The sequence below is a fragment of the Thioalkalivibrio sp. ALJ21 genome, from assembly GCF_000378605.1.
Classification (GTDB): Bacteria; Pseudomonadota; Gammaproteobacteria; order Ectothiorhodospirales; family Ectothiorhodospiraceae; genus Thioalkalivibrio.
The window spans coordinates 107,689-130,755 of sequence record NZ_KB905156.1; the positions used below are offsets into that span (position 1 = coordinate 107,689).

General features: G+C 66.3%; 18 protein-coding genes. 8 read left to right on the forward strand and 10 right to left on the reverse strand.

Going from position 1 to position 23,067, the window contains the following annotated elements:
* Positions 1–34: 34 nt before the first annotated feature.
* Both F579_RS0106525 and F579_RS0106530 read left to right on the forward strand, forming a co-directional pair.
* Positions 35–568 carry a cytochrome c gene (locus F579_RS0106525; protein ID WP_019023907.1) on the forward strand — a complete coding sequence of 178 codons (534 nt, stop codon included), beginning with the start codon at positions 35–37 and terminating at the stop codon, positions 566–568.
* A 204-nt stretch (positions 569–772) separates the two neighbouring features.
* Positions 773–2,830, forward strand: coding sequence for a bifunctional diguanylate cyclase/phosphodiesterase (locus F579_RS0106530; RefSeq protein WP_019023906.1), 2,058 nt, complete (start codon positions 773–775; stop codon positions 2,828–2,830).
* Positions 2,831–2,862: 32 nt separating this feature from the next.
* Here F579_RS0106530 and F579_RS0106535 read toward each other — a convergent pair whose 3' ends face one another.
* Together F579_RS0106535 and F579_RS0106540 are read right to left on the reverse strand one after the other, a co-directional pair.
* The gene (locus F579_RS0106535; RefSeq protein ID WP_019023905.1) at positions 2,863–5,613 is read right to left on the reverse strand and encodes a cation-transporting P-type ATPase; all 2,751 of its coding nucleotides are present in this window, start codon (positions 5,611–5,613) and stop codon (positions 2,863–2,865) included.
* Positions 5,614–5,709: 96 nt separating this feature from the next.
* Positions 5,710–6,255, reverse strand: a complete 546-nt coding sequence (locus tag F579_RS0106540; protein ID WP_019023904.1) for an outer membrane beta-barrel protein — start codon at positions 6,253–6,255, stop codon at positions 5,710–5,712.
* A gap of 313 nt (positions 6,256–6,568) precedes the next feature.
* Between F579_RS0106540 and F579_RS0106545 the strand changes: the two genes are divergently transcribed.
* The 3 genes from F579_RS0106545 to F579_RS0106555 all read left to right on the forward strand — a co-directional run bounded on the left by F579_RS0106545 (position 6,569) and on the right by F579_RS0106555 (position 11,724).
* A complete protein-coding gene (locus F579_RS0106545; protein ID WP_019023903.1) occupies positions 6,569–6,892 on the forward strand; it encodes a high-potential iron-sulfur protein in 324 nt (107 codons plus the stop codon).
* A gap of 528 nt (positions 6,893–7,420) precedes the next feature.
* Positions 7,421–10,639, forward strand: coding sequence for an EAL domain-containing protein (locus F579_RS0106550; protein ID WP_019023902.1), 3,219 nt, complete (start codon positions 7,421–7,423; stop codon positions 10,637–10,639).
* 2 nt (positions 10,640–10,641) lie between these two features.
* The gene (locus F579_RS0106555; protein ID WP_019023901.1) at positions 10,642–11,724 is read left to right on the forward strand and encodes a DUF3524 domain-containing protein; all 1,083 of its coding nucleotides are present in this window, start codon (positions 10,642–10,644) and stop codon (positions 11,722–11,724) included.
* Positions 11,725–11,746: 22 nt separating this feature from the next.
* Here F579_RS0106555 and F579_RS0106560 read toward each other — a convergent pair whose 3' ends face one another.
* The 4 genes from F579_RS0106560 to F579_RS0106575 form a co-directional block, all read right to left on the reverse strand.
* A complete protein-coding gene (locus F579_RS0106560; protein WP_026301011.1) occupies positions 11,747–12,376 on the reverse strand; it encodes a triacylglycerol lipase in 630 nt (209 codons plus the stop codon).
* 13 nt (positions 12,377–12,389) lie between these two features.
* A complete protein-coding gene (aspS, locus tag F579_RS0106565; RefSeq protein WP_019023899.1) occupies positions 12,390–14,174 on the reverse strand; it encodes an aspartate--tRNA ligase in 1,785 nt (594 codons plus the stop codon).
* A gap of 100 nt (positions 14,175–14,274) precedes the next feature.
* Positions 14,275–14,925, reverse strand: coding sequence for a DUF502 domain-containing protein (locus tag F579_RS0106570; protein ID WP_019023898.1), 651 nt, complete (start codon positions 14,923–14,925; stop codon positions 14,275–14,277).
* A 3-nt stretch (positions 14,926–14,928) separates the two neighbouring features.
* Entirely contained in the window at positions 14,929–15,225 is a 297-nt protein-coding gene (locus F579_RS0106575; RefSeq protein WP_019023897.1) for an FmdB family zinc ribbon protein, read from the reverse strand.
* Positions 15,226–15,405: 180 nt separating this feature from the next.
* Here F579_RS0106575 and F579_RS0106580 point away from each other — a divergent pair, with 180 nt between their 5' ends.
* Genes F579_RS0106580 through F579_RS0106590 form a run of 3 tightly spaced genes read left to right on the forward strand, consistent with a single transcriptional unit; the run spans position 15,406 to position 18,050 of the window.
* Complete coding sequence (locus F579_RS0106580) at positions 15,406–15,783, forward strand: DsrE family protein (protein ID WP_019023896.1); 378 nt, start codon at positions 15,406–15,408, stop codon at positions 15,781–15,783.
* A 10-nt stretch (positions 15,784–15,793) separates the two neighbouring features.
* A complete protein-coding gene (locus F579_RS0106585) occupies positions 15,794–16,648 on the forward strand; it encodes an SDR family oxidoreductase (RefSeq protein ID WP_019023895.1) in 855 nt (284 codons plus the stop codon).
* Positions 16,649–16,676: 28 nt separating this feature from the next.
* Positions 16,677–18,050, forward strand: a complete 1,374-nt coding sequence (locus F579_RS0106590; RefSeq protein ID WP_019023894.1) for a nucleoside recognition domain-containing protein — start codon at positions 16,677–16,679, stop codon at positions 18,048–18,050.
* A 21-nt stretch (positions 18,051–18,071) separates the two neighbouring features.
* Here the strand turns inward: F579_RS0106590 and F579_RS0106595 are convergent, their stop codons facing one another.
* The 4 genes from F579_RS0106595 to F579_RS0106610 all read right to left on the reverse strand — a co-directional run bounded on the left by F579_RS0106595 (position 18,072) and on the right by F579_RS0106610 (position 22,988).
* Positions 18,072–18,278 carry a hypothetical protein gene (locus F579_RS0106595; protein ID WP_012981921.1) on the reverse strand — a complete coding sequence of 69 codons (207 nt, stop codon included), beginning with the start codon at positions 18,276–18,278 and terminating at the stop codon, positions 18,072–18,074.
* Positions 18,279–18,308: 30 nt separating this feature from the next.
* Entirely contained in the window at positions 18,309–18,527 is a 219-nt protein-coding gene (locus tag F579_RS0106600) for a hypothetical protein (RefSeq protein ID WP_019023893.1), read from the reverse strand.
* 113 nt (positions 18,528–18,640) lie between these two features.
* Positions 18,641–21,946: an efflux RND transporter permease subunit gene (locus F579_RS0106605; protein WP_019023892.1), complete on the reverse strand. Its 3,306-nt coding sequence runs from the start codon at positions 21,944–21,946 to the stop codon at positions 18,641–18,643.
* Positions 21,939–22,988, reverse strand: coding sequence for an efflux RND transporter periplasmic adaptor subunit (locus tag F579_RS0106610; protein WP_019023891.1), 1,050 nt, complete (start codon positions 22,986–22,988; stop codon positions 21,939–21,941). Before F579_RS0106610 ends, F579_RS0106605 begins: the two co-directional genes overlap by 8 nt.
* Positions 22,989–23,067: the final 79 nt, after the last annotated feature.

A 23,067-nucleotide genomic window follows, 5' to 3' on the forward strand; every position in this document is an offset into this window, starting at 1 on the left:
AATGAAGCCAAGCCGACACGGACGCCGGCCCATCATGTTCTTTCCGACCCTGGCCGCGCTGCTCGCCAGCGCGGCCCTGGTCGGTTGCGACGGTCTGCCCGGCCTGGACACTACCCCGGAACATCACCAGCGCGACTGGGACGACCAGACCCTGCAATACGGCGAACGGCTGTACATGCAGCACTGCGCGGTATGCCACGGAGAGAATCGCGAGGGCGCGGAGAACTGGCGCCAGCGCGATGAGGACGGCTACATGCCGCCCCCGCCCCTGGATGGCAGCGCCCACACCTGGCATCACCCCTACTGGCAGCTCAAGGACATGATCCGCTACGGCGCGGAAGCCCGCGGCGGGGCCATGCCCAGCTTCGAGGACACCCTGTCCTACGACGACGTGGAGGCGATCATCGCCTTTATACAGGCGCAGTGGCCGGACGAGATCTTCGAGGCATGGATCCGCTACGACCAGAACCACCCGACTCAGGAGGCCTGGGAGGAAGAGATGGGCGAGCCCTGGGTCACTCATGCATCCGATCCGCGCACCCCTTCCACCGGGCACGAGCATCACTAACCAGCGCTCAACCGGGCCGCGCACTCCCTGCACCGCCCCACGGGAATTGCGCCCAGGCGGGAATAGCTGCGAGTGTCGCGGCGTCTGCCGAGATAACTAGCCGCAAACGGGTTATGATCCGCCGCGTTCACACCCAGGGTATGGAAGACCGGGGAAGCCCATGCATGACGCAGCCAGTGGTCGCCGCGAACACGGAAACCACCCATGAATCGCCGCCGTAGCGACGCCCTCCCGGACGAGGAGCGAGCGCGCCTTGAGGGCCTGATTTACGAGGAACGCGAGGCCCGGCAACATGCCGAATCCCTGGCCGAGACCCGCCTGCAGGACCTCTACGCGAAGCAACAGCAGATCGAACTGCTCAACACGATCGCCTCCGCGGCCAACCAGTCCGACTCCATCGCCGAGGTTCTGCGCACGGCCCTGAACGGGATCGGGGAGTTCCTCGACTGGCCAGTCGGCCACGCCTACCTCGCGCGCAAGACGTCCAGCAGCGACCTGGAACTGGGTCCCACAGGCATCTGGCACCTGCGGACCCTCGACCCCGTCGAGGCCTTCCGCGAATCCACCGAGGACACGGTCTTCCGGTCCGGCCAGGGCCTGCCCGGACGCGTCCTCGAACAGCGTGCCCCGGTGTGGGTCGAGCATCTGGATCAGGACCCCAATTTCCCCCGGCGCGCGGCGGCGGCCACGAGCGGCCTGTGTTCGGGCTTTGCCTTCCCGGTCATGGTCGGCCAGGAGGTGGCCTGCGTGCTGGAGTTCTTCGCCGCCGAGACCACGCCCGAGCAACCGGAGGTGCTGGCCCTGCTGGCGCAGGCCGGTGTGCAACTGGGGCGCGTGGTCGAGCGCAACCGCCACGCCGAACGGCTGATCCACCACGCCTCCCATGATCCGCTGACGGGCCTGCCGAACCGGCGGCTCTTTCATGACCGTCTGGAGCACGCGATCGCGCGCTATGCGCGCGAGCCAGAGTCGCTGTTCGCCGTACTGTTCGTCGACCTCGACCGCTTCAAGCTCGTCAACGACAGCCTCGGCCATACGGCCGGCGACGAGCTGCTGTCCCAGGTCGGCCAGCGCCTGCTGACCGCCCTGCGCCAGAACGACACCGTCTCGCGGCCTGGGGGCAGCCAGAACACAAGACCGGACGACACACTGGCTCGTCTGGGCGGTGACGAGTTCACCATACTACTGGAGGGCCTGCACGAGCCGGTGGACGCACTGCGCGTCGCCGAGCGCCTGCAGGCCGTCCTGCACGAACCCTTTTCGATCGTCGGCCAGACCGTCTATGTCACGGTCAGCATCGGCATCGCCACGCGCCCCTATGGCCAGGCCTGCCCGGTGATCAGCCCCGATCAGGACGGCCCGACCTGCGCCGAGGACCTGATGCGCGAGGCGGACATGGCGATGTATCGCGCCAAGTCACTCGGCAAGGCCCGCTGCGAGTTCTGCGACCCGGGCATGCAGACGCAGGCACTCGAGAGCCTGCGCCTGGAAACCAGCCTGCGCGAATCGGTCGAGCGCAATGCCTTTGTCGTGCACTACCAGCCGATCATGTCCCTGGCGGACAATCGCATTACCGGGTTCGAGGCCCTGGTGCGCTGGGAACGGGAAGGCGAACTCCTGCCCCCGGATCGCTTCATCCCGATCGCGGAGGATGCCGGGCTGGTCCACCTGATCGACATGCAGGTACTGTACACGGCGTGCTCCCAGCTACAGGCCTGGAATGCCCAACGCAGCGGCCCGCCGCTGACGATCAGCACCAACCTCTCCGCACGGCAGCTCACCCGCCCCGAACTGGTAGACGAGGTCGCCACGATCCTGTGCGGTACCGACACCCCGCCAGAACAACTGCGCCTGGAGATCACCGAGACCGCGACGCTGGGCAACCTCGACGAGCTGATCGCCACCTTGAGGGGCCTGAAGGCCCTGGGTGTCAGCCTGGCAATGGATGACTTTGGCACAGGCTACTCGTCGCTCAGTTATCTACACCGCCTGCCGCTGGACATCCTGAAGATCGATCGCGCCTTCGTGGCCGGGCTGGACCGCGACGAATACAGCCAGCGCCTGGTGCAGACCGTGATCAATATGGCGCGCAACCTCGGGCTGGAGGCGGTGGCCGAGGGCGTCGAGAGCAATACCCACGCGGCCACGCTGCGCGCCCTGGGGTGCACCCGCGCCCAGGGCTACTACTACTCCCGCCCGGTACCCGCCGACCGGGCCGGCGAACTTCTGGCCGCCGACCAGCTCCCGCTAGTCACCACCTGAGGTCACTGCCCGGGCAGGAAGGGGCAATGGAGCTACACCGCCGTCGGGGCAACCCCCCGACGGCGGGCCAGCACCTGTCGCACAACCAGTTTTTCCAGCTCCACGACCACGAACACTGCAAGGCCGAAGGCCAGGATGCGCAGCCAGTCGCCCAGGCCGATCGTGGTCGTCCCGAACAGGGTGTGCATCACCGGGGCATAGGTGAACGCCAGCTGGAGCAGGATCAGGACACCGATCGCAATCCACATGCTGTGCGAGCGAAACAGCTCCAGCCCCGGCAGCACCGGCTGGTGGATCAGGCGCAGGTTCAGCAGATAGAAGGCCTGCCCGGCCACCAGGGTGTTGATTGCGACAGTCCGTGCCAGCTCGTCGCTGACGCCGACAAACGTCTCCATGTAGACGAAATGTCCGAAGGTCCCGAGCCACAACAGGACCGCAACGAACGGGATACGCCACAACAGGAACCCGGACAACAGCGGCTGATCCGGATCACGCGGTGGACGCTGCATGACCCCGGGCTCGGCGCGCTCGAAGGCCAGCGCCATCGCCAGGGTCACCGAGGTCACCATATTCACCCACAGCACCTGCACCGGTGTCAGCGGCAGGGCCAGCCCCATCAGGATCGCCATCATGATAGTCAGTGACTGCCCGGCGTTGGTCGGCAGCATGTGCAGGATGGCCTTGCGGATGTTGTCGTAGACGGTGCGCCCCTCCTCGACCGCATGGGCAATCGAGGCGAAGTTGTCGTCCGCCAGCACCATCTCCGAGGCCTCCTTCGCCGCTTCGGTCCCCTTGCCGCCCATCGCGACCCCGACGTCCGCGCGCTTCAGCGCCGGGGCATCATTCACCCCGTCCCCGGTCATGGCGACAATCCGGCCGCGGCCCTGCAGGGCCTGGACCAGGCGCAGCTTGTGCTCGGGCGATGTGCGTGCGAACACGTCGGTGGCCTCGGCCATCTGCGCCAGGCGGTCGTCGTCCACATCATCCAGCTCGTGCCCGGCGTGCGCCTCGGCATCGCGCCCCAGCCCCAGCTGCTCGCCAATGGCCCTCGCGGTCGCCAGATGATCACCGGTGATCATCTTCACTCGGATGCCCGCCTCCCGGCACTCGACCACGGCCTGAATCGCCTCTTCCCGCGGCGGGTCGATAATCCCGACTAGGGCGAGCAGCGCAAACCCGCCCTCGTCGACATGATCGAAATTCAGTTCGCGCTGATCGGGCGGCACCTCGCGACTCGCAATGGCCAGCAGACGCTGGCCGCGGGCAGCGATGGCCTCCATCGCCTGGTGCCAGGCCTTACGGTCGAGGTCATCGACACCCTCGCCCGTACGCACCTGATCGCACAGCTCCAGCACCCGTTCCGGGGCCCCCTTCAGGAAGATCCGTGCATGCCCGTCGTGATCATGATGCAGGGTCGCCATATAGCGATGATCGGACTCGAAGGGGATCACATCGGTACGCGGCAAGCGCTCCGCCTCCAGGTGCGGGTCGAGCCCCGCCTTGCGCGCGGCCACCACCAGCGCCCCCTCGGTCGGGTCGCCCTCCATCACCCACTCGCCCTCGCGCTCGAATACCTGGGCGTCGTTGCACAGAAGGCCCGCACGCAGAACCTCCATCAGTGCCGGCTGCTCGTCGGCCTCCACATCCTGCTGGTCCACGGAGAAATCGCCCTGCGGGGCATAGCCAACGCCTGAGACGCCGTATTCTTCGCCCGCCGTGCGCACGGTCTGCACCGTCATCTCGTTGCGGGTCAGCGTGCCAGTTTTGTCGGAGCAGATCGTGGAGACCGAGCCCAGGGTCTCCACTGCCGGCAGGCGACGGATGATCGCGTTGCGTCGTGCCATCTTCTGCACACCGATCGCCAGTGCAATCGTCATGATTGCCGGCAGGCCCTCGGGGATGGACGAGACTGCCAGACTGGCCGCCGCCAGGAACATCTCGTCCAGCGGGTAGCTACGCACCCAGTAGCCGAAGGCAAACGTCGCGGCGGAGATGACCACGACCACGCCCGCCAGCCAGCGGCCGAACTGCTCCATCTGGCGGACCAGCGGCGTCTGCAGGCTTTCGACCTCGCCCAGCATCGACGAGATGCGACCGATCTCGGTGTATTCGCCAGTGGCCACCACCACGCCATGCCCGCGCCCGAAGGCGACCAGCGTGCCGGAGAAGGCCATACAGGTTCGGTCCCCCAGATCCGCCTCGCGAGCCACGGCTTCGGGGTATTTCTCCACCGCGACCGACTCCCCGGTCAGCACCGCCTCCTCGATCCGCAGATTTTTGACCTCCAGCAGGCGCAGGTCCGCCGGTACGCGGTCGCCCGCCTGGAGATAGACGATATCCCCCGGGACCAACTCCTCGGCCGGCACCTCGCGCCGATGACCATCACGTAGCGCCAACGCGCGCGGCGAGAGCATCTTGCGGATCGCGTCCAGTGCCTTCTCCGCCTTGCCCTCCTGGACAAAGCCGATCAGCGTGTTGATCAGGACCACGGCCAGGATCACGCCGGTGTCGACCCAGTGGCCGAGCAGGGCCGTACCGGCCGCGGCGGCCAGGAGAATGTAGATCAGGATGTTGTGGAAGTGGCGAAAGAAACGCCGGATCAGGCTCGCCTGCTCCGGCGGGCGCAACTGGTTGCTGCCGTACTGGTCCAGGCGTTCCCGGGCCGCCTCGGCAGACAGCCCCTCACGGCGACTGTCGCACTCGCTCAGGGCGACATCGGGCTTCAGGGCATGCCAGGCGGTGGGGTCGGTCTTCGAGGCCTGCGCGTTTTGCGATTCGTCCATGCCGTATCGATGACGAGATATGATCCCCCATCCTCGGCGAAGACCCCGCGACCGGCAAGCCTGGCCGCGGGGTTTGTCCCAAGCCTGCCAGGTGGCCTAGAAATTCATGCCCACCTTGGCCATCACGCGGAAGTTGTCCACGTCTTCGCGTCCATTGCGAAAACGATCGCTTTCGGTGAACTGGTGGCGCGCCTCCAGCCCGAGAAACATGCGGTTGTCCATGTTGTACTTCAGGCTGGCCCCCACCTGCGCCGCCCAGACGCCGTTGGTTTCGTCACCCAGCTTGGCGCGCACATAACCCAGCCCGGGGCCAAAACCGATCTGCAGGTTCGGCGTCGCATCAAACATCCAGTGGCTGTTGAGTTCGGCGCTGGTCATACGCAGCGGATCCTCGCTGTAGCGGCTGACGCTGAGATTATGCCGGAGCACCCCGACCGTTGGCTGCAACAAACGGCAGTTGTGACCGAACTCGATGCCATAGCCCCAGTCCGAGCTGGTGCCGGAGGGGTCGGGCGAAACCGAACCGGCCATTACGGCCAGGCTTGGCTGGGGACCCCGCTCCTGTGCCTGCGCGATGCCGGTAGTCGCCAGCGCAACGGTACCCGCCGCCAGCACCACCCAGAACGAATGACTCTTCAACATAGCCCACCTCCGCGTCTTTCCATCCAGGACTTGCCACCGGGCCGATTCCCGTATCGCCACCGGCCGACGGCATGACTCGAATCCTAGATCATCGATCGGCACCCGGGAACCTGAACGGAACGCTCAGCGACGGAATACGAGCGCAATGGAATTTTCCGTGACGCCGATGCATCTTCCGGGGCGAAGCCGACCCACGGCGAAATTTTCCGGGAACACCCGCCCAGTCCCGTACTCAAATGGACTGATTCGCCGGTACCCCGCGTACCCCGGATCGGCTTCAGAATAAATTCAAATGATTTACGGAGGTCACTCCATGTCCGATCAACCGAACGCGAACCGTCGAGCCTTTCTCCGCCGCGCCTCCATGGCGGTGGCGGCCGTCCCGCTCGCGAGCCTGACCACCTTCGGCGTTGCCTACGCCAAGCCCAAAGCCGAAGACGGCCACGCCCATGACTACGTGAACGACGCCTCCGACGCATCCGACCACGACGCCTACGAAGACGGTGCCGTGTGCGAAAACTGCGCCTTCTGGGCGGGTGAAGAAGAAGACGGCTGGGGTGGCTGCCACCACCAGGCCTTCCAGGACGTCCTGGTCAACGCCGACGGATGGTGCGATGCCCATGTCCGTGGCGGCTGATCGCCACACCGCCTGAGGGCACCTGTGAACACCGCCTCCGGGCGGTGTTCGCGTTTCTGCCCCCGCAATTGAACGGCCCGACTTGCAGACGGGGTCACAAACCGGTCACGCTTACGCCGCAGCGCCTCAAATTTTTGGCCTTCTGGACGTTATCGGACGATGAGCCGTCCTAAGGAAACACTGACCAATGTACACGCTCGCGTTGGTACCCCAGGTTTTCCGAGACAAGGCGCGTCGTGCAGCGGGTAGAGGTTCTACCTGCAAGCGGCGCAACGCAGGATCGGAGAACCTGGGGTGCCAACCCCGAAGGGGCTCGGCCGCTTTTGCATGCGCACGGCGTTGCGGCTCCCTTGTGCAGAATGACTGCACGGCAGTCACCGCGCCTTGTTCGCACGCAAAAGCGACTCGAGCGCGAGCGTGTACATTGATCAGTCTTTCCTTAAAGGACTTCCGCGTGTCCAATCCCCGCCGATCATTGGCCCCACCCCCGTGCAACATCGTCCCCCGAACAGAGCCCCTCTCTAACTAGTGGGCCTGGAAACCACGCCACTGTCGCTGCTGTACGCGCTCAACGGGCTCGCGTTCTTCACCCTAGGCATCGTGGCGCTGATGCTGCCGCGCCGCGAACGGTTTGTGCCTTTCGCCGCTCATGTCGGGTGGCTGGTGCCGTTCGGTCTGCTGCACGGGACCTATGGTTTCCTCAACGCGATCGGCCTGCATCACGAGCTGGGCGTACTCTCCGATCGCTGGTTCATGACGGCCTGGCTGGCGGTCTCCTATCTGCCCCTGCTGGAGTTTGGTCGACGCGCGCTGCTCGACATACGCCCCGGCCTGCACCTGCCGGCCTGGGGCGTGTACGGGACTCTCGCCATCGGCCTGAGCGCGATACTCCTGGTCACCGCTGACCCGGCAACCGGGCTCGCCAATGGTGCCCGCTACCTGATCGGATTCCCCGGCGCACTCCTCGCAGGGTTCGCATTCCTGCTGCACGTTCGTTCCCCCGGGGCACAGCCGGAGATGCAGCGGCATATCCCGGCGCTGGGGATCGCAGCCTTCGCGTTTCTGGCCTATGCCGTATTTCTGCCTTTCCCGGCGCAGGTAGATTTCGGCCTCCCCGCATGGCTGCCCACGCAGGGCGATTTCCTGGCCGCGACCGGGGTGCCGATCCAGGCCCTGCGCACCGGGACCGCGGTGCTCTTCACCCTGGCGCTGATCAGCCTAGCGCGCACCATCGGCGCGCAGCACAGCGACGACCTCCTACGGGTGCTGGAAACGGTCAATGGCTTTGTCTACCGTTGCCGCAACAACCCTCAGTGGGACGTGATCTTCATCGATGGCGGGGTCCGCGAATTGACCGGCTACAACGCCGCGGATTTCTATAGCGGGAAGATCACCCTGGCGAGCTGGGTCCACCCGGAGGATTCCGACTCCATATGGGAGGGCGTGCAGAAGGGACTTCAGCGCGACGGGACTTATCAAATCCAGTACCGCGCCATAGCCAGGGATCAATCCGTGCGCTGGGTCTTCGAACGCGGTGCCGGCGTCTACGACGCACATGGGCGGCTCATCTATCTTCAGGGTCACGTGATCGACGCCCACGAGCTGGTCACCACATCCCGCGAACTCGAACGCCGCAGCGAGGAGCTCGAGGCCTTTCGCAGCACGCTGGACCTGACGCTGGATGGTGTCTTCCTGTTTGACGTGGACAGCCTGCAGTTCATCTATGTCAACCAGGGCGCGATGGACCAGACCGGTCGTACTCGCAACGAATTGCTGCAGCTGCACCCGTACGACATCAAGCCGGAGTTCCCCGAGACCCGTTTTCGCAGCATGCTGGAGCCCCTGCGGCGAGGGGAGCGTGACCAGTTGCTGTTCGAGACCACGCACCAGCATGTCGACGGACACCTGATCCCTGTACACATCTCGCTGCAGCTAGTCGCCCCCCGGGGTGAACGCCCGCGCTATGTCGCCATCGTGCACGACATCAGCCAGCGCAAGCGCAATGAAGAAGCCCTGCTGGAGGCACTGGAGAGTCTGGAGACCTCGCGCGACGAGCAGGCGCGGCTGCTGGAACTCACGCGGCGCGAGCAGGGGCGCATGGCCTCGCTGCTGTCGGCCATGAGCATCGGCATTCTGTTCGAGGATCGTCAGGGGTCCATCGAGTACGTGAACCCGGCATTTCGCCGCATGTGGGCGATCGCCGACGAGGTCGACCTCGTCGGACAGCCCTCGCGTGCCGTGCTGGAACATTCCACCCATCGCTTTGCCCGGCCCGACCATGCCTCACGGCATGTGCTGCACGTCCTCGACACCCACGAGATCAGCGAACGCTTCGAGGTCGACCTTTACGATGGCCGGATCCTGACGCAGCTCTCCTACCCGGTGCACGATGCCGACGAGCGTTCCATTGGCCGACTGTGGCTGTACGAGGACGTCACTCACGAGCGCCAGACCGCCCAGCAGCTGGTCTATCTGGCCGAGCACGACCCGCTCACGGGCCTGTACAACCGCCATCGCTTCCAGCGCCAGCTGGAACAGGCAATCCACACCGCCCGTCGCCGCGAGACCCACCTGGCCCTGATCTATTTCGATCTCGACGAATTCAAGACCATCAACGACACCTTCGGCCACCGCGCCGGAGACACCGTCCTGGTGCGCGCGGCAGGCGAAATCGCAAGCCTGGTGCGCGAGGAAGAGATCTTTGCCCGCCTTGGCGGCGACGAGTTTGCGATCCTGGTCGACCAGGCATCCGAACGGGAACCCGAAGGGCTGGCTGAACGCGTGGCACGCGCGATCTCCGCGATCCCGTTCCGCTTCCGCGGACAGAATTACCGCCTGACCGCGAGTATCGGCATCGCCCGCTACCCCGAGCACGGGGACAACGTCGAAGACCTGGTGGCCCATGCCGATGCCGCGATGTACCAGGCCAAGGACTCGGGCAAGAATACCTGGGCCGTATTCGATGCCAGCCGCAATACCGCCGAACGCATGCTCGAGCGGATGAGCTGGAGCCAGCGTATTGGCAACGCACTGGAGGGCGGGCAGTTCGAACTGCATTTCCAGGGGATCTACCACCTGGATAGCGGTGCGCTCAATCACATGGAGGCCCTGGTCCGCATGCGCGACCCGCTGGCACCCGACGAGGTGGTGATGCCGGGGCAGTTCATCCCCGTGGCCGAGAAGACCGGGCAGATCCTCGATATCGACCGCTGGGTGATCCGCGAGAGCATCGCGCGCCTGGCCCGCCACCCTGAACTCCCGGGGATCGCGATCAACATCTCCGGGCGCAGCTTCGACGAGCCCGGGCTGCCGCAATATATCACCAGCCAGCTGAGCCAGCAGGGTGTCGACCCCCGGCGGCTGATCATCGAACTGACCGAGACCGCGGCCGTCTCCGAGATGCAGGATGCGCAGCGCTTCATCGAGGCGTTGCAGCAGGCCGGCTGCCTGGTGTGCCTGGATGACTTTGGGTCGGGCTTCTCCACCTTCGCCTACCTCAAGTACCTGGGTGTACAGGTGCTCAAGATCGACGGCATGTTTGTGCGTGATCTGCCGAACAACCGCGACAACCAGGCATTCATCCGCGCGATGGTAGATGTCGCCCGCGGGCTGGAAAAATGGACCGTGGCCGAATGCGTGGAAGACGGCGACACCCTGGCGATGCTGGCCGATCTGGGCGTCGACATGGTCCAGGGCTACCATCTGAACCGCCCCTCGCCCGACTTCCCGCCGGACCAGGCCCCGTAGGTGTGCAGCCCGCGGCACCCCGCATCCTGCTGCTGTCCGCCTACCGTGCGGACAGCCATGCGACCTGGGCCGACTGGCTGACCCGGCAATTCCCCGAGTTCGACTGGGATCGTCGGGAACTGCCGGGCCGCCACTTCCGCTGGCGCATCCGGGGCAACCCGCTGTCCTGGCTCGAGACCCTCGGCGACGCCCGCCCCGATGTCCTCGTGGCAACCTCGATGGTCGACCTCGCCACACTGCGCGGCCTCCACCCGGCGCTCGCGCAAACACCCGCGCTGTACTACTTCCACGAGAACCAGTTCGCCTACCCGACCAGCCCCGGCCAGAACCCCTCGGTGGACCCGCAGATGGTGCAGCTCTACGGCGCCCTGGCGGCCGAGCGCATCGCGTTCAACTCGCGCTACAACCGCGATACCTTTCTTGATGGCGTCGACCGCCTGCTCGCAGGCATGCCGGACCAGGTACCCCCGGGTGTGCGCACGACGCTCGCCGAGCGCAGCGAGATCCTGCCCGTACCCATCCAGGCCATCACGAGCACCGACCACACAGAACGTGACCCGAACCTGATCCTGTGGAACCACCGCTGGGAATACGACAAGGCCCCGGACGACTTCGCCGAAGCCATGCTGCAACTGGCCCGCAAGGGGATCGATTTCCGACTGGCCCTGCTCGGCCCTCGGCCCGTCAGCCCTCCGGAACCCCTCGCCCGACTGCGCGCAGAACTGGCGGACCGCATCGTTGTGGACGCCAAGTGCTCGCGCGAGGAATACGAAGAGTGGCTGTGCCGGGCGGGGATCGTGGTCAGCACCGCACGCCACGAGTTTCAGGGCCTTTCGCTACTGGAGGCCACCCGCGCGGGCGTACTGCCGCTGGCGCCCGATGCCCTGGTATACCCCGAGCAATACCCGACCAACTGCCGCTACCCCGCCGGTGATACCGAGGCACTGGCCGCGCACCTGGGCGCATGGCTGAGCGGTGAGCGACCGCCCGGCCCCGATGTTGGCGACTGGCATGCCAGCCGACTGGAGCCACAATGGCGGCGTCAGATCGAAGACCTGCTGGAGACCCGACGGGGCGTCGACTGAGGGAGACACTGAACGGGGCCGCTCAGGGAAGGAAGTCACCGCGATCAAGGAAGTGCAGCGTCTCCCGGGCTACCGTGGCATCGAACAGCATCCCCGTATGCGAGACCGGCAGCGTCAGGTGACGCGTGACATCCGGGCCGCGCGTCTCGTCAACGGCAACGAAGCCATCATGCGGGGACGGCATCTGCGCGAACAGCGGCGCCGGGCCCAGCGGGCGGCTGCCAGCGATCATCCCGATCTCGCGCCCGCGCAGGATTGGACTGCCGCCCAGCAGACCGCGGTCCAGCGCCGCCCCCAGCCACCAGCGACCGAGCCGGTTGCGCGCCAGGCGCGCGGCCACCCGGCTGCCCGCCAGCGGCGAGCCCAGCATCACGATGCGCCCGGGGCGCTGGACCGGGGCCACGGTGAACAGATGGCGCACGATAATGCCGCCGAGGCTGTGGGCCACCAGGTGCACCAGGTCGCCGGGGACTTTCTCTACGAAATTGGCCAGGGCGCGTGCCGCCTGTTCCGGGGTCTGGCGGCGCGAGGCGTAGTGGAAGCGATGGACCTCCAGCCCGCCCGCGCGCAGCCGGCGTTCCAGCAGCGCCAGCTCCAGGCCCGGCATATGCCAGCCATGGACCGTGACCACGCTGGCGCGCATACCGGCCACGGCGGGCAGGCGCCTACCCGGCCTGCTGGGTGGCGCTGGCGCGCAGGCGGATGCCCAGCTCGCGCAGCTGCTTCTCGCCGACCGGCGCCGGGGCGTCGGTCAGCAGGCAGGCGGCCGTCTGGGTCTTGGGGAAGGCCATCACGTCGCGGATGGAGTGGGCGCCGCTCATCAGCATCACCAGGCGGTCCAGGCCGAAGGCCAGGCCGCCGTGCGGCGGGGCACCGAACTCCAGCGCATCCAGCAGGAAGCCGAACTTCTCGCGCGCCTCGTCCTCGCCAATGCCCAGGGCCTCGAACGCGGCCCGTTGCATCTCGGGGTTGTGGATACGGATGGAGCCACCGCCCACCTCGGTGCCGTTGAGCACCATGTCGTAGGCGCGAGACAGGGCCTCGCGCGGGTTGCTGCGCAGCGCCTCCGGGCTGTCCACCGCCGGGGCGGTAAACGGGTGGTGCAGGGCGTACAGGCGCTTGTCCTCGTCGTCGTACTCGAACATGGGGAAGTCGACCACCCACAGCGGCTGCCAGCCCGCCTCGACCAGGTCCAGGTCGTGGCCGAGCTTCACGCGCAGCGCACCGATTGCCTCGTTGACCACCGAGGCCTTGTCAGCACCGAAGAAGATCAGGTCGCCGGCGGCGGCCGCGGTCTTCTCGAGTATCTGCCGGGTCACGTCCTCCGGCAGGAATTTCAGGATCGGCGACTGCAGCCCGCCCGCGAGATCCGCCGGGTCGTTGACCTTGATGTAGGCCAAGCCCTTCGCGCCGTAGCGGCCGACGTACTCGGTGTAGACGTCGATCTCCTTGCGTGTGAGCTTGGCCCCGCCCGGCACGCGCAGCGCGGCCACGCGGCCCTCGGGGTCGTTCGCCGGGCCGTTGAAGACCTTGAACTCCACCGCCTGCATCACATCGGTCAGTTCGGTGAACTCCAGCGGGATGCGCAGATCGGGCTTGTCCGAGCCGAAGCGGGCCATCGCCTCGGCGTAGGCCATGCGCGGGAACGGGTCGGGCAGCTCGACACCCTGCACCTCGCGGAACAGGTGACGGATCAGGCCCTCGGTCACGTCCATCACGTCGGCCTCGTCGACAAAGGCCATCTCCATGTCCAGCTGGGTGAACTCCGGCTGGCGATCGGCGCGCAGGTCCTCGTCGCGGAAGCAGCGGGTGATCTGGTAGTAGCGGTCCATGCCGGACATCATCAGCAGCTGCTTGAACAGCTGCGGCGACTGCGGCAGGGCAAAGAAGCTGCCCGGATGCGTGCGGCTGGGCACCAGGTAGTCGCGCGCGCCCTCCGGCGTGGCCTTGGTCAGCATCGGGGTCTCGAGGTCGAGGAAATCGCGTTCCTCGAGGAAGCGGCGCATGGCCGCGGAGACCTTCGCGCGCAGGCGCAGGCGCTCCTGCATCACCGGACGGCGCAGGTCCACGTAGCGATAGCGCAGGCGGGTGTCCTCGCCGACGTCCTCGTCGTCCAGCGGGAACGGCGGGGTCTTGGCGGCGTTCAGGACCTCGAGCTCCAGGCCCAGGATCTCCACCGCGCCGGTGGACAGGTCGGGATTCTCGGTGCCCTCGGGGCGGCGGCGCACGCGGCCGGTCATACGAATCACGAACTCGCTGCGCAGCTGCTCGGCGCGGGCGAATACGTCCTCGCGGTCGGGGTCGAACACCACCTGCACCCGGCCTGTGTGGTCGCGCAGATCGACGAAGATCACGCCCCCGTGGTCACGCCGGCGATTCACCCAGCCGCAAAGGGTCACCTCCGAGTCGAGTTCGTTCTCGGTGACACGTCCACACAGATGAGTTCGCATTGCGCTGTTCCAGCCGAAGGGCACGCCCGAAAGGGCCTGCACGGTTAGTCGGGAAAACGGGGCAAACTTCGCGCCTGCGCCCGCGAAAAGGCCGGAAATCTTACGATTTGCCCTGCTCTCGCGCAACCGGAGCCGGGGCCTCGGCGGGGCTCGACAACGGCGTGACCACGCCCATGGACATCACGAACTTGAGCCCGTCCTCCACCGTCATGTCGAGCTCGATCGCCTCCTCGCGCGGGACCAGCAGCACGAAGCCGGAGGTGGGGTTGGGCGTGGTGGGGACGAACACGGTGATCACCTCGCGCTCGGTACGGTCCTGTACCTCGCCGGCCCCGACACCGGTCATGAAGCCAACCGACCACAGCCCCCGGCGCGGATACTCGACCAGCATCACCTTGCGAAAGGCCTGGCCGCCATCGGCCAGCACCGTCTCGGTCACCTTCTTGACCGCCCCGTAGATCGAACTGACCAGCGGGATACGGTGCACGATGGACTCGCCCAGCGAGACCAGCTTGCGCCCGACGATATTGGCCACGATCACGCCGGTGACGAACACGACCACGATCGCGATCACGATCCCGGCACCGGGGATCGAAAAACCGAGCAAGGCCTCCGGCCGCCAGGCCGGCGGCAGGAGGAGGATGGTGAAGTCCAGCAGGTCCACCAGCAACTTGATGATGAAGCCGGTGACGATCAGCGGCAGCCAGACCAGCAGCCCTGCAATCAGGTAGCGGCGCAGGGAGACCAGCATCGATCAGGTGCCGGTCGCCGCCGCTTTGGGGGTCGCCTCGGACTTGCCGGACGCCGCGGAATCGCCCTTGCCGGAACCGCTGCCAGCACCACCACCATCCTTCAGGTTGCGCTTGCCGTCCTTCTTGAAGTCGGTCTCGTACCAGCCGCCCCCCGCCAGGCGAAAACCGGCGGCAGAGACCTGCTTGGTCAGGGCCTCGGCGCCACACTCGGGGCAGGTGGTGGCTGGCGGATCGGAGATCTTCTGCAGGATCTCGGAGATCTCGCCACAATCCTTGCACTGATACTCGTAAATGGGCATGCGTGTATTCCTCAGGCTTCGCGTCCGCACAACGGCCGCAACAAAACGGTTCGAGGCGTATTATGCGGGCGTTTCACGGGAATAAAAGGCTTTCCCCGGCGACAATCCGTGTTTGCGCCGCGCGAGCGCAGCGCCGATCATTCGCCCCATACCCGAATGCATTGCCCGCAAGGACCCGTCATGGCCGAAAAGATCGTGATCATGCTGCTGAACCTGGACCTGGACCGCCCCGGCACGCTGGGGGCCCCGTTCTTCCAGGCGACCGTCGCCGCCGCGATGGACCTGGAAGTCGAGATGTACTTTGCCGCCGGGACCACCCGCCTGCTGCGCCAGGGCGTGGCGGACAAGATCTACCCCGGCGAGGCGAAGGAGAAGTCGGTCTACAGCTTCATGCAGGATGCCCACGAGGCCGGCTGCCGCTTCTACGCCTGCGCCGGCGCGATGGACGAAAACGGCCTGACCCTGGACAACGCGATCCCCGAGCTGGACGGGATGCGCGGCGGGGGTGCCTTTATTGGCGAGGTCGTCGAGGACGGCGTGGCCACCCTGACCTACTGAGCCTGCACCGGTGAGCGAGGCATCCTCCCGAGCGGTCCTGATCACCGGCTGCTCCAGCGGCATCGGGCTGTGTACCGCGCGTACGCTGCGCACGCGCGGTTATCGCGTGTTTGCCACCGCCCGGCGCGGCGAGGATGTTGCGCGCCTGAAGAAGGAGGGCTTCGAGGCCCTGCAGCTGGATCTGGACGACTCCGCCAGTATCCACAGCGCGGTCACCGAGATCCTGCACCGGACCGACGGGCACCTCTACGGACTATTCAATAACGGCGCCTACGGCCAGCCCGGCGCGGTGGAGGACCTGAACCGCGCCACCCTGCGCGCCCAGCTGGAGACCAATGTACTCGGTTGGCTGGAGCTGACCAATGCGGTGCTGCCCGCGATGCGCCGCGCCGGCGAGGGGCGGATCATCCAGAACTCCTCGGTACTCGGCTTTGCCGCCCTGCGCCTGCGCGGGGCCTATGTGACGTCCAAGTTCGCGATCGAGGGCATGAGCGACACCCTGCGCCAGGAACTGCACGGCACGGGCATCCATGTGAGCCTGGTCGAGCCCGGCCCCATCCGCAGTGCCTTCCGTGCCAACGCCCTTAAGGCCTTCCGTCGCCACATCCACCGCGAGCACAGCCCCTGGACCGAGACCTATCGCGCCGCCGAGGCGCGCATGGCCAACGCCGAGTCCGACGCCCCGTTTACCCTTGGCCCGGAGGCCGTCGCTCGTTGCGTGGTGCATGCCCTGGAGGCTCGCCGCCCGCGGGTGCGCTACCGCATCACGTTCCCGACCAAGCTGTTCGCCTTCCTGAAGTGGCTGCTGCCGGCACGAGCGATGGACGCTGTGCTGCGCGGGGTATCGCGCGGAGAGAACCGCTGATGTCCGCGCGGCCAGGGGCGGGCACCGCATGAATCTGATCTTTCTCGCGCTGATCGTGATCGCCGTGGCCACCGCCGCGATCCGCGAGATCCAGTCCACCGACCCCGACGAACAGCCGATGCAGGCTTTGTCCGAGGGCGCGATCGACGCGGCCGGCTCGGCGGTGGAGCTGGCGCTGGGGCTGGTCGGGGTGATGGCGCTGTTCCTCGGCCTGATGAAGATCGCCGAGGCCGGCGGCCTGCTGACCGTGCTGGCACGGCTGCTGCGCCCGCTGATGGTGCGTCTGTTCCCGTCGGTCCCGCCGGAGCACCCGGCGATGGGCGCGATGATCCTGAACTTCTCCGCCAACATCCTCGGGCTGGGCAATGCCGCGACCCCGTTCGGCATCCGCGCGATGCAGGAACTGGAGAAGCTGAACCCGCACCCCGGCACCGCCACCAATGCGATGGCGCTGTTCCTGGCGATCAACACCTCCAGCATCACATTGCTGCCGACCGGGGTGATCGCGCTGCGCGCCTCGCTCGGCTCCGAGGCCCCGGCCGCGATCCTGCCAACCACCCTGTTCGCCACGCTGTTCGCGACCATCGCCGGCATCACCAGCGCCCTGATCCTGCAGCGCTATTTCCGCAGCCCGCCGCCCACCCGTTCGATCGACGCGGATGCCTCCTCCGGCTCCGACGAGCTGGAAGACACAATCCGGGCGGCGAGCCAGGACAGCACCGAAGCGGCGTCGGCCGAAAACCGCGGACAGGACAGCGGCCAGCCTGACCAGCAGCCGATGAACATCGAGGTCCCCACCGAGGGCTACCCGGCCTGGGTCTCGATCCTGGTCCTGCTGGGGGTGCTGGCGATCATCCCGCTGACGATTGTGTACGGCCAGGCGATCGCCCCCTGGATCATCCCCGGGCTGGTGGTCGGCTTCCTGTCCTATGGCGTAATCCGTGGCGTGCCGGTCTACGAGGTCTTCGTCGAGGGGGCCAAGGAAGGCTTCAACGTAGCCCTGCGCATCATCCCCTACCTGGTGGCGATCCTGGTCGCGGTGGGGATGCTGCGCGAGAGTGGTGCGCTGGGCATGTTCGTCGGGCTGGTCGGCCCGCTGACGACCCCGTTCGGCCTGCCGGCCGAGGCCCTGCCGATGGCGCTACTGCGTCCGCTGTCCGGCTCCGGCGCCTACGGCATCATGGCCGGCATCATGCAGGACCCGGCCACCGGCCCGGACACCCACGTCGGCATCCTGGTCTCCACCCTGCAGGGCTCGACCGAGACCACCTTCTACGTGCTCGCGGTCTACTTCGGCGCGATCGGCATCAAGCGCGTACGCCACACCCTGGCCGCGGCGCTGACGGCAGACGCCGTCGCGGTGATCGCAGCCGTGACCATCGTGGCCATCCTGTTCCTGTAACGGGTCTCCCGCGTAGCGCGGTCAGTTGGGCGGGCCGCCGGGGTTGATGTCCTTGTCCTTCACAATGAAGTAGACACCGATCGCGGCCAGCGCCATCCACAGCACCAGGGCCACCACGCCCAGGATCTCCCACAGGGTGACAAAGAAGAACAGCATCAGCGCGGCCGCGCCGAGAAAGATATTGCCGATTACGAAGTTCGAGGGACGGCGGGATCCGTTGTCGGACATCAGGGGGCTCCGGGCCTGCGCGGCAGGCGATTACTGCTTCTTGTAAGGGGCGAAGTCGAACTGCCCGGCGGTCATGTCGTCCCACAGGTCGCTCTGGAGCACGGCCAGCAGCTTGAACAGCTTGCGCAGCTCCGGGTCGTCCATGAAGCGCTGGTCCTCGCTGGCCTTCAGCGCCTCGACCAGCGTCGCGCATTGCTCGCGGCTGATCCCGAGGACGTTCAGGCCCTCTTCTCCCATCTCGACATCCATCGGGTAACTCCGGTTCGGTCAAAGCGGCGATTGTAGCGGCTCGCGCGCCCGCAGCGAAAACGCCGGGTCCGGACTCCGGCATTGCGCCCGCGGGCGCAATGCCGGGTTTGGCCTTACGCCGCTTGGGCGCGGATCAGCTCGACCCGGTTGCGCACGTACAGGTAGTACAGCACCGGGATGATCACCAGCGTCAGCAGCGTGGAGACAAAGACGCCGAAGATCAGCGAGATCGCCAGGCCCGAGAAGATCGGGTCGTCGAGGATGAACCCGGCACCGACCATCGCCGCCAACCCGGTCAGGATGATCGGCTTGGCGCGCACCGCACCCGCGTGCACCACCGCCTCGATCACCTCCACGCCGCGGCGGATCTCGTCGTTGATGAAATCCACCAGCAGGATCGAGTTGCGCACGATGATCCCGGCCAGCGCGATCATCCCGATCATCGAGGTCGCGGTGAACTTGGCGTCCATGAAGAAGGCATCCATGAACGCATGCCCCGGCATCACCCCGATTACGGTCAGCGGGATCGGGGCCATGATGATCAGCGGCACCATGTACGAGCGGAACTGCGCGACCACCAGCAGGTAGATCAGGATCAGGCCCACCGAGTAGGCGATGCCCATGTCGCGGAAGGTCTCGTAGGTCACCTGCCATTCGCCGTCCCACTTCAGCGAGAAGTTGTACGGGTTGTCCGGCTGGCTGATAAACAGCTGTTCCAGCGGCTCGTCATAGGCCATTGGCGTGTCGCGCAGCCCGAAGAACATGTCGAACATGCCGTACAGCGGGCTGTCCAGCCCACCGGCCAGGTCGCCCATTACGTAGACCACCGGGAGCAGATTCTTGTGGTGAATCGAGTGCTCAAGGGTCGAGTCGACCACATTCACCACCTCGGACAGCGGCACCAGGGTACCGTCACGCGAGCGCACCTTGAGCCCCAGCACCGGTTCCAGGCTGCCCTTCTCGGTCTGGTCAAACTCGAGCCGCACGGGGACCGCGTACTTCACGTTGGAGCCGTACAGATAGGTGACGTCCTCGCCGGACAGCGCGGTCTCGATCGCCTGCACCACCGCCTGCTGCGACACACCCAGCCGTGCGGCCCGCTCGCGGTCCACCTGCAGGATCTTCTTCGGCCCCGGATATTCCACCGAGTCGTCGATGTCGGTGATGCCATCGGTGTTCTCGAACACCTCGCGCACCTTCTTCGCAATCTCGATCTGACCGTTGTAGTCCGGGCCGTAAATCTCGGCCACGATCGGCGACATCACCGGCGGCCCCGGCGGCACCTCGACCACCTTCACGGCCGCGCCGTGACGATCGGCGATCGCGTTGATCGCCTCGCGCACGCCCAGGGCGATCGCGTGGCTCTGACGTGAACGGTCGGAGGCATCGGTCAGATTGACCTGGATATCGCCTACGTGAGAGCCCTCGCGCAGGTAGTACTGCCGCACCAGACCGTTGAAATTGATCGGCGCGGCCGTGCCCGCATAGGTCTGCACGTTGTGCACCTCGGGGACCGTCTTCAAGTAGTCGCCCATCTCCGCCAGGACCGCGGACGTACGCTCCAGGCTGGTGCCTTCCGGCATGTCGAGCACCACCTGGAACTCCGACTTGTCGTCGAACGGCAGCATCTTCATCACCACCAGCTGGAAGTAGGCCAGCGAGACGGAGCCCAGGATCAGTACCAGCGTGCCCACCCACAGCGCGAGACGATTGGCCTTCTTGCGTCCGCCGGTCCCGAGGAACGGCAACAGCAGGGTATTGAAGATTTTCATCAGGCCGGCGGAGGCGCTCTCGCCTTCCGGGCCATGACCGCCACCCGCCGGGGTGGCGTGCTCGTGCTGCTCGGCCTGTCGGCGCAGGACCTTGTAGGTCAGCCAGGGCGTGACCACATAGGCCACGGCCAGCGAGATGATCATCCCCATCGAGGCGTTGATCGGGATCGGGCTCATGTACGGGCCCATCAGGCCGGTCACAAAGGCCATCGGCAGCAGTGCCGCGATCACGGTAAAGGTTGCGAGGATCGTCGGCCCGCCGACCTCGTCCACCGCGACCGGGATCGCCTCGAGGAGCTTCTTTCCGCCCTGGACCATATGCCGGTGGATGTTCTCCACCACGACGATCGCGTCATCCACGAGGATCCCGATGGAGAAGATCAGCGCAAACAGCGATACGCGGTTGAGCGTGAAGCCATAGGCCCAGGAGGCGAACAGCGTGATCGCCAGCGTGATCACCACCGCCACGCCGACGATGAAGGCCTCGCGCCAGCCGAGCGCGATCCAGACCAGGATCACCACCGAGGCCGTCGCCAGGATGAGCTTCTGGATCAGGGTGTTCGCCTTGTCGTCGGCGGTCTCGCCGTAGTTGCGGGTGATCGTGGTCTCGATGCCGTCGGGGATGTACGTGCCCCGTAGCTGTTCAAGCCGCTCGATCAGGGCATCGGCGATGTCCGGGGCGTTGGTGCCCGGCTGCTTGGCAATCGCAACCGTGACCGCCGGGTGGCTCTCGCCAATGCGCGCACGATCCCCGGCCGCCGCCCCGTGGGCGAAGCGCACATGCTCGGTCGCGTACGCCGGGCCCTGGATCACCTCGGCGACATCGGACAGGTAGATCGGACGGCCGTCGTGCATGCCGACCACCAGCCCAGCGAAGGCCTCGGGTTCGGTGATGAAGTCACCCGCCTGGACCAGGACCTCCTGATCATCCTCGTACAGCCGTCCGGCATCGCGCGAGAAATTGGAGGCCTGCAGGCTGTCGCGCAGATCGTCCACCGACAGGTTGTAGGCCGCCAGGGTCTCCGGCTTGAAGCGCACGTGCACGACGTGGTCCGGACCGCCGACGGTATAGATGTCACGGGTTCCGGGGACGCGCTTGAGCTCGGACTCCAGCGCATGCGCGACCCGCAGCAGATCGTGTCCACCGCGCGCCTCGTCCTCGGACCACAGGGTTACATTGACGATTGGCACGTCATCAATACCCATCGGCTTGATGATCGGCTCGCCCACCCCCAGCCCTGGCGGCAGCCAGTCCTGGTTGGAGAATACCTGGTTGTACAGGCGCACCAGTGCTGCGGTGCGGTCCTCGCCGACCTCGAACTGGATGGTGACCTGCGCCATGTTCGGGCGCGAAGTGGAATAGATGTCGTCGATGCCCTCGATCTCGGAGAGCACCTGTTCGGCCGGCGTGGCCACCAACTGCGCCACCTCCTGCGCGCTCGCCCCGGGAAACGGGATGAACACATCGGCCATCGTCACGTTGATCTGCGGCTCTTCCTCGCGCGGGGTCACGAGGATCGCGAACAGCCCCAGTAGCAGGCCCAGCAGGGCCAGCAGCGGCGTGATCTGGGTCGTCAGGAAGGCCTGGGCGATGCGCCCGGAGATCCCCATGCGGCCGGATGCCGCGTCCGTGCTGGCATCACTCATCGGCACCCACCTGCTGATGCTCCTTCAGGTAGATCGCCGCGTGCACCGGATCCAGCGCCACGCGCTCGCCCTCGCTCAGCCCACCGAGAATCTCGATGTACCCGTCATGCGTGCGCCCGACACGGACTTGACGAAAACGCACCCGGTCCTCGTCATCGATCACGTACACCGCGGTGACCTCGCTGCGATACACAACGGCCTCGCGCGGGACGGTCAGACGCTCGACGTCATCCAGAAAGAACGCCGTCTTCACGAACATGCCGGGGAACAGCCCCAGGTCGTCCTGCTCCGGCAAATTCACACGGATACGAAAGGTGGAACTGGCCGGGTCGGCATAGGGGAAGATGGTCAGGCTCTCGGCCGCGAGCCGCCGGTCGTCATTCAACAGCACCTCGGCCTCGCGCCGCTCGCGCACCGCATGGATCATGCGCTGCGGGACATCCACCTCCACGCGCAGCCGATCCAGGCTGATGCCGGACAACAGGGGCGAACCCGGGCTGACCGATTCACCCACCTCGACATGACGTTCGGTCACGATGCCGGAGTACGGGGCAAAGACCTCGGTATAGCCAAGCTGCTCGCGGGCTTCCTCGACCCGGCCCTCGGCGGAGCGCAGACGCGCCCGCGCCGACTGCAGCTCGGCCTCGGCGCGCTCGAACTCCGAGCGCGAAACGACCCCGCGTTCGAACACATCCTGGATGCGGTTGAACTCCGAACGTGCCTCGTTGAACCGGGCGCGCGCCTCGGCCAGGTCCCCTTCGGCCTGGCTCACGCGCGCCTGCTGCTCGGAGTCGCTGACCCGCAGCAGCAGTTCGTCCGCCTCGACGAAATCATCGACATCGACATAGATCTCGCGGATACGCCCGGAGGTCTGCGCCGAGATCGTGGAACGCTGCACGGCCTCGACCCGACCGTCCAGGACACGTTCCTGTACCAGGGTCTGGCGTTCCGCGGTTGCAGTCTCGAACGGGAAATCCGCCTGGGCAGAGAACGGCAACAGCAACAGACCCCAGAGGGCCGGGCGCATCCACTTGAGTGTCATCGGCTTCGATTCCTTGCGTGCTGTCGGGCCCGCCGGACCCACATATATTAGAGTTTTCTAATTTATACGCCGATTGCGC

Excerpts from the sequence above, each read along its gene's own strand:
- F579_RS0106570 (WP_019023898.1), bottom strand. The coding sequence starts at position 14,925 with ATGCTGGTCTCCCTGCGCCGCTACCTGATTGCAGGGCTGCTGGTCTGG.
- F579_RS0106595 (WP_012981921.1), bottom strand. The coding sequence starts at position 18,278 with ATGTCCGACAACGGATCCCGCCGTCCCTCGAACTTCGTAATCGGCAAT.
- F579_RS0106605 (WP_019023892.1), bottom strand. The coding sequence starts at position 21,946 with ATGAGTGATGCCAGCACGGACGCGGCATCCGGCCGCATGGGGATCTCC.
- aspS (WP_019023899.1), bottom strand. The coding sequence starts at position 14,174 with ATGCGAACTCATCTGTGTGGACGTGTCACCGAGAACGAACTCGACTCG.
- F579_RS0106535 (WP_019023905.1), bottom strand. The coding sequence starts at position 5,613 with ATGGACGAATCGCAAAACGCGCAGGCCTCGAAGACCGACCCCACCGCC.
- F579_RS0106545 (WP_019023903.1), top strand. The coding sequence starts at position 6,569 with ATGTCCGATCAACCGAACGCGAACCGTCGAGCCTTTCTCCGCCGCGCC.
- F579_RS0106600 (WP_019023893.1), bottom strand. The coding sequence starts at position 18,527 with ATGGATGTCGAGATGGGAGAAGAGGGCCTGAACGTCCTCGGGATCAGC.
- F579_RS0106610 (WP_019023891.1), bottom strand. The coding sequence starts at position 22,988 with ATGACACTCAAGTGGATGCGCCCGGCCCTCTGGGGTCTGTTGCTGTTG.
- F579_RS0106540 (WP_019023904.1), bottom strand. The coding sequence starts at position 6,255 with ATGTTGAAGAGTCATTCGTTCTGGGTGGTGCTGGCGGCGGGTACCGTT.
- F579_RS0106525 (WP_019023907.1), top strand. The coding sequence starts at position 35 with ATGTTCTTTCCGACCCTGGCCGCGCTGCTCGCCAGCGCGGCCCTGGTC.
- F579_RS0106530 (WP_019023906.1), top strand. The coding sequence starts at position 773 with ATGAATCGCCGCCGTAGCGACGCCCTCCCGGACGAGGAGCGAGCGCGC.
- F579_RS0106580 (WP_019023896.1), top strand. The coding sequence starts at position 15,406 with ATGGCCGAAAAGATCGTGATCATGCTGCTGAACCTGGACCTGGACCGC.
- F579_RS0106590 (WP_019023894.1), top strand. The coding sequence starts at position 16,677 with ATGAATCTGATCTTTCTCGCGCTGATCGTGATCGCCGTGGCCACCGCC.
- F579_RS0106575 (WP_019023897.1), bottom strand. The coding sequence starts at position 15,225 with ATGCCCATTTACGAGTATCAGTGCAAGGATTGTGGCGAGATCTCCGAG.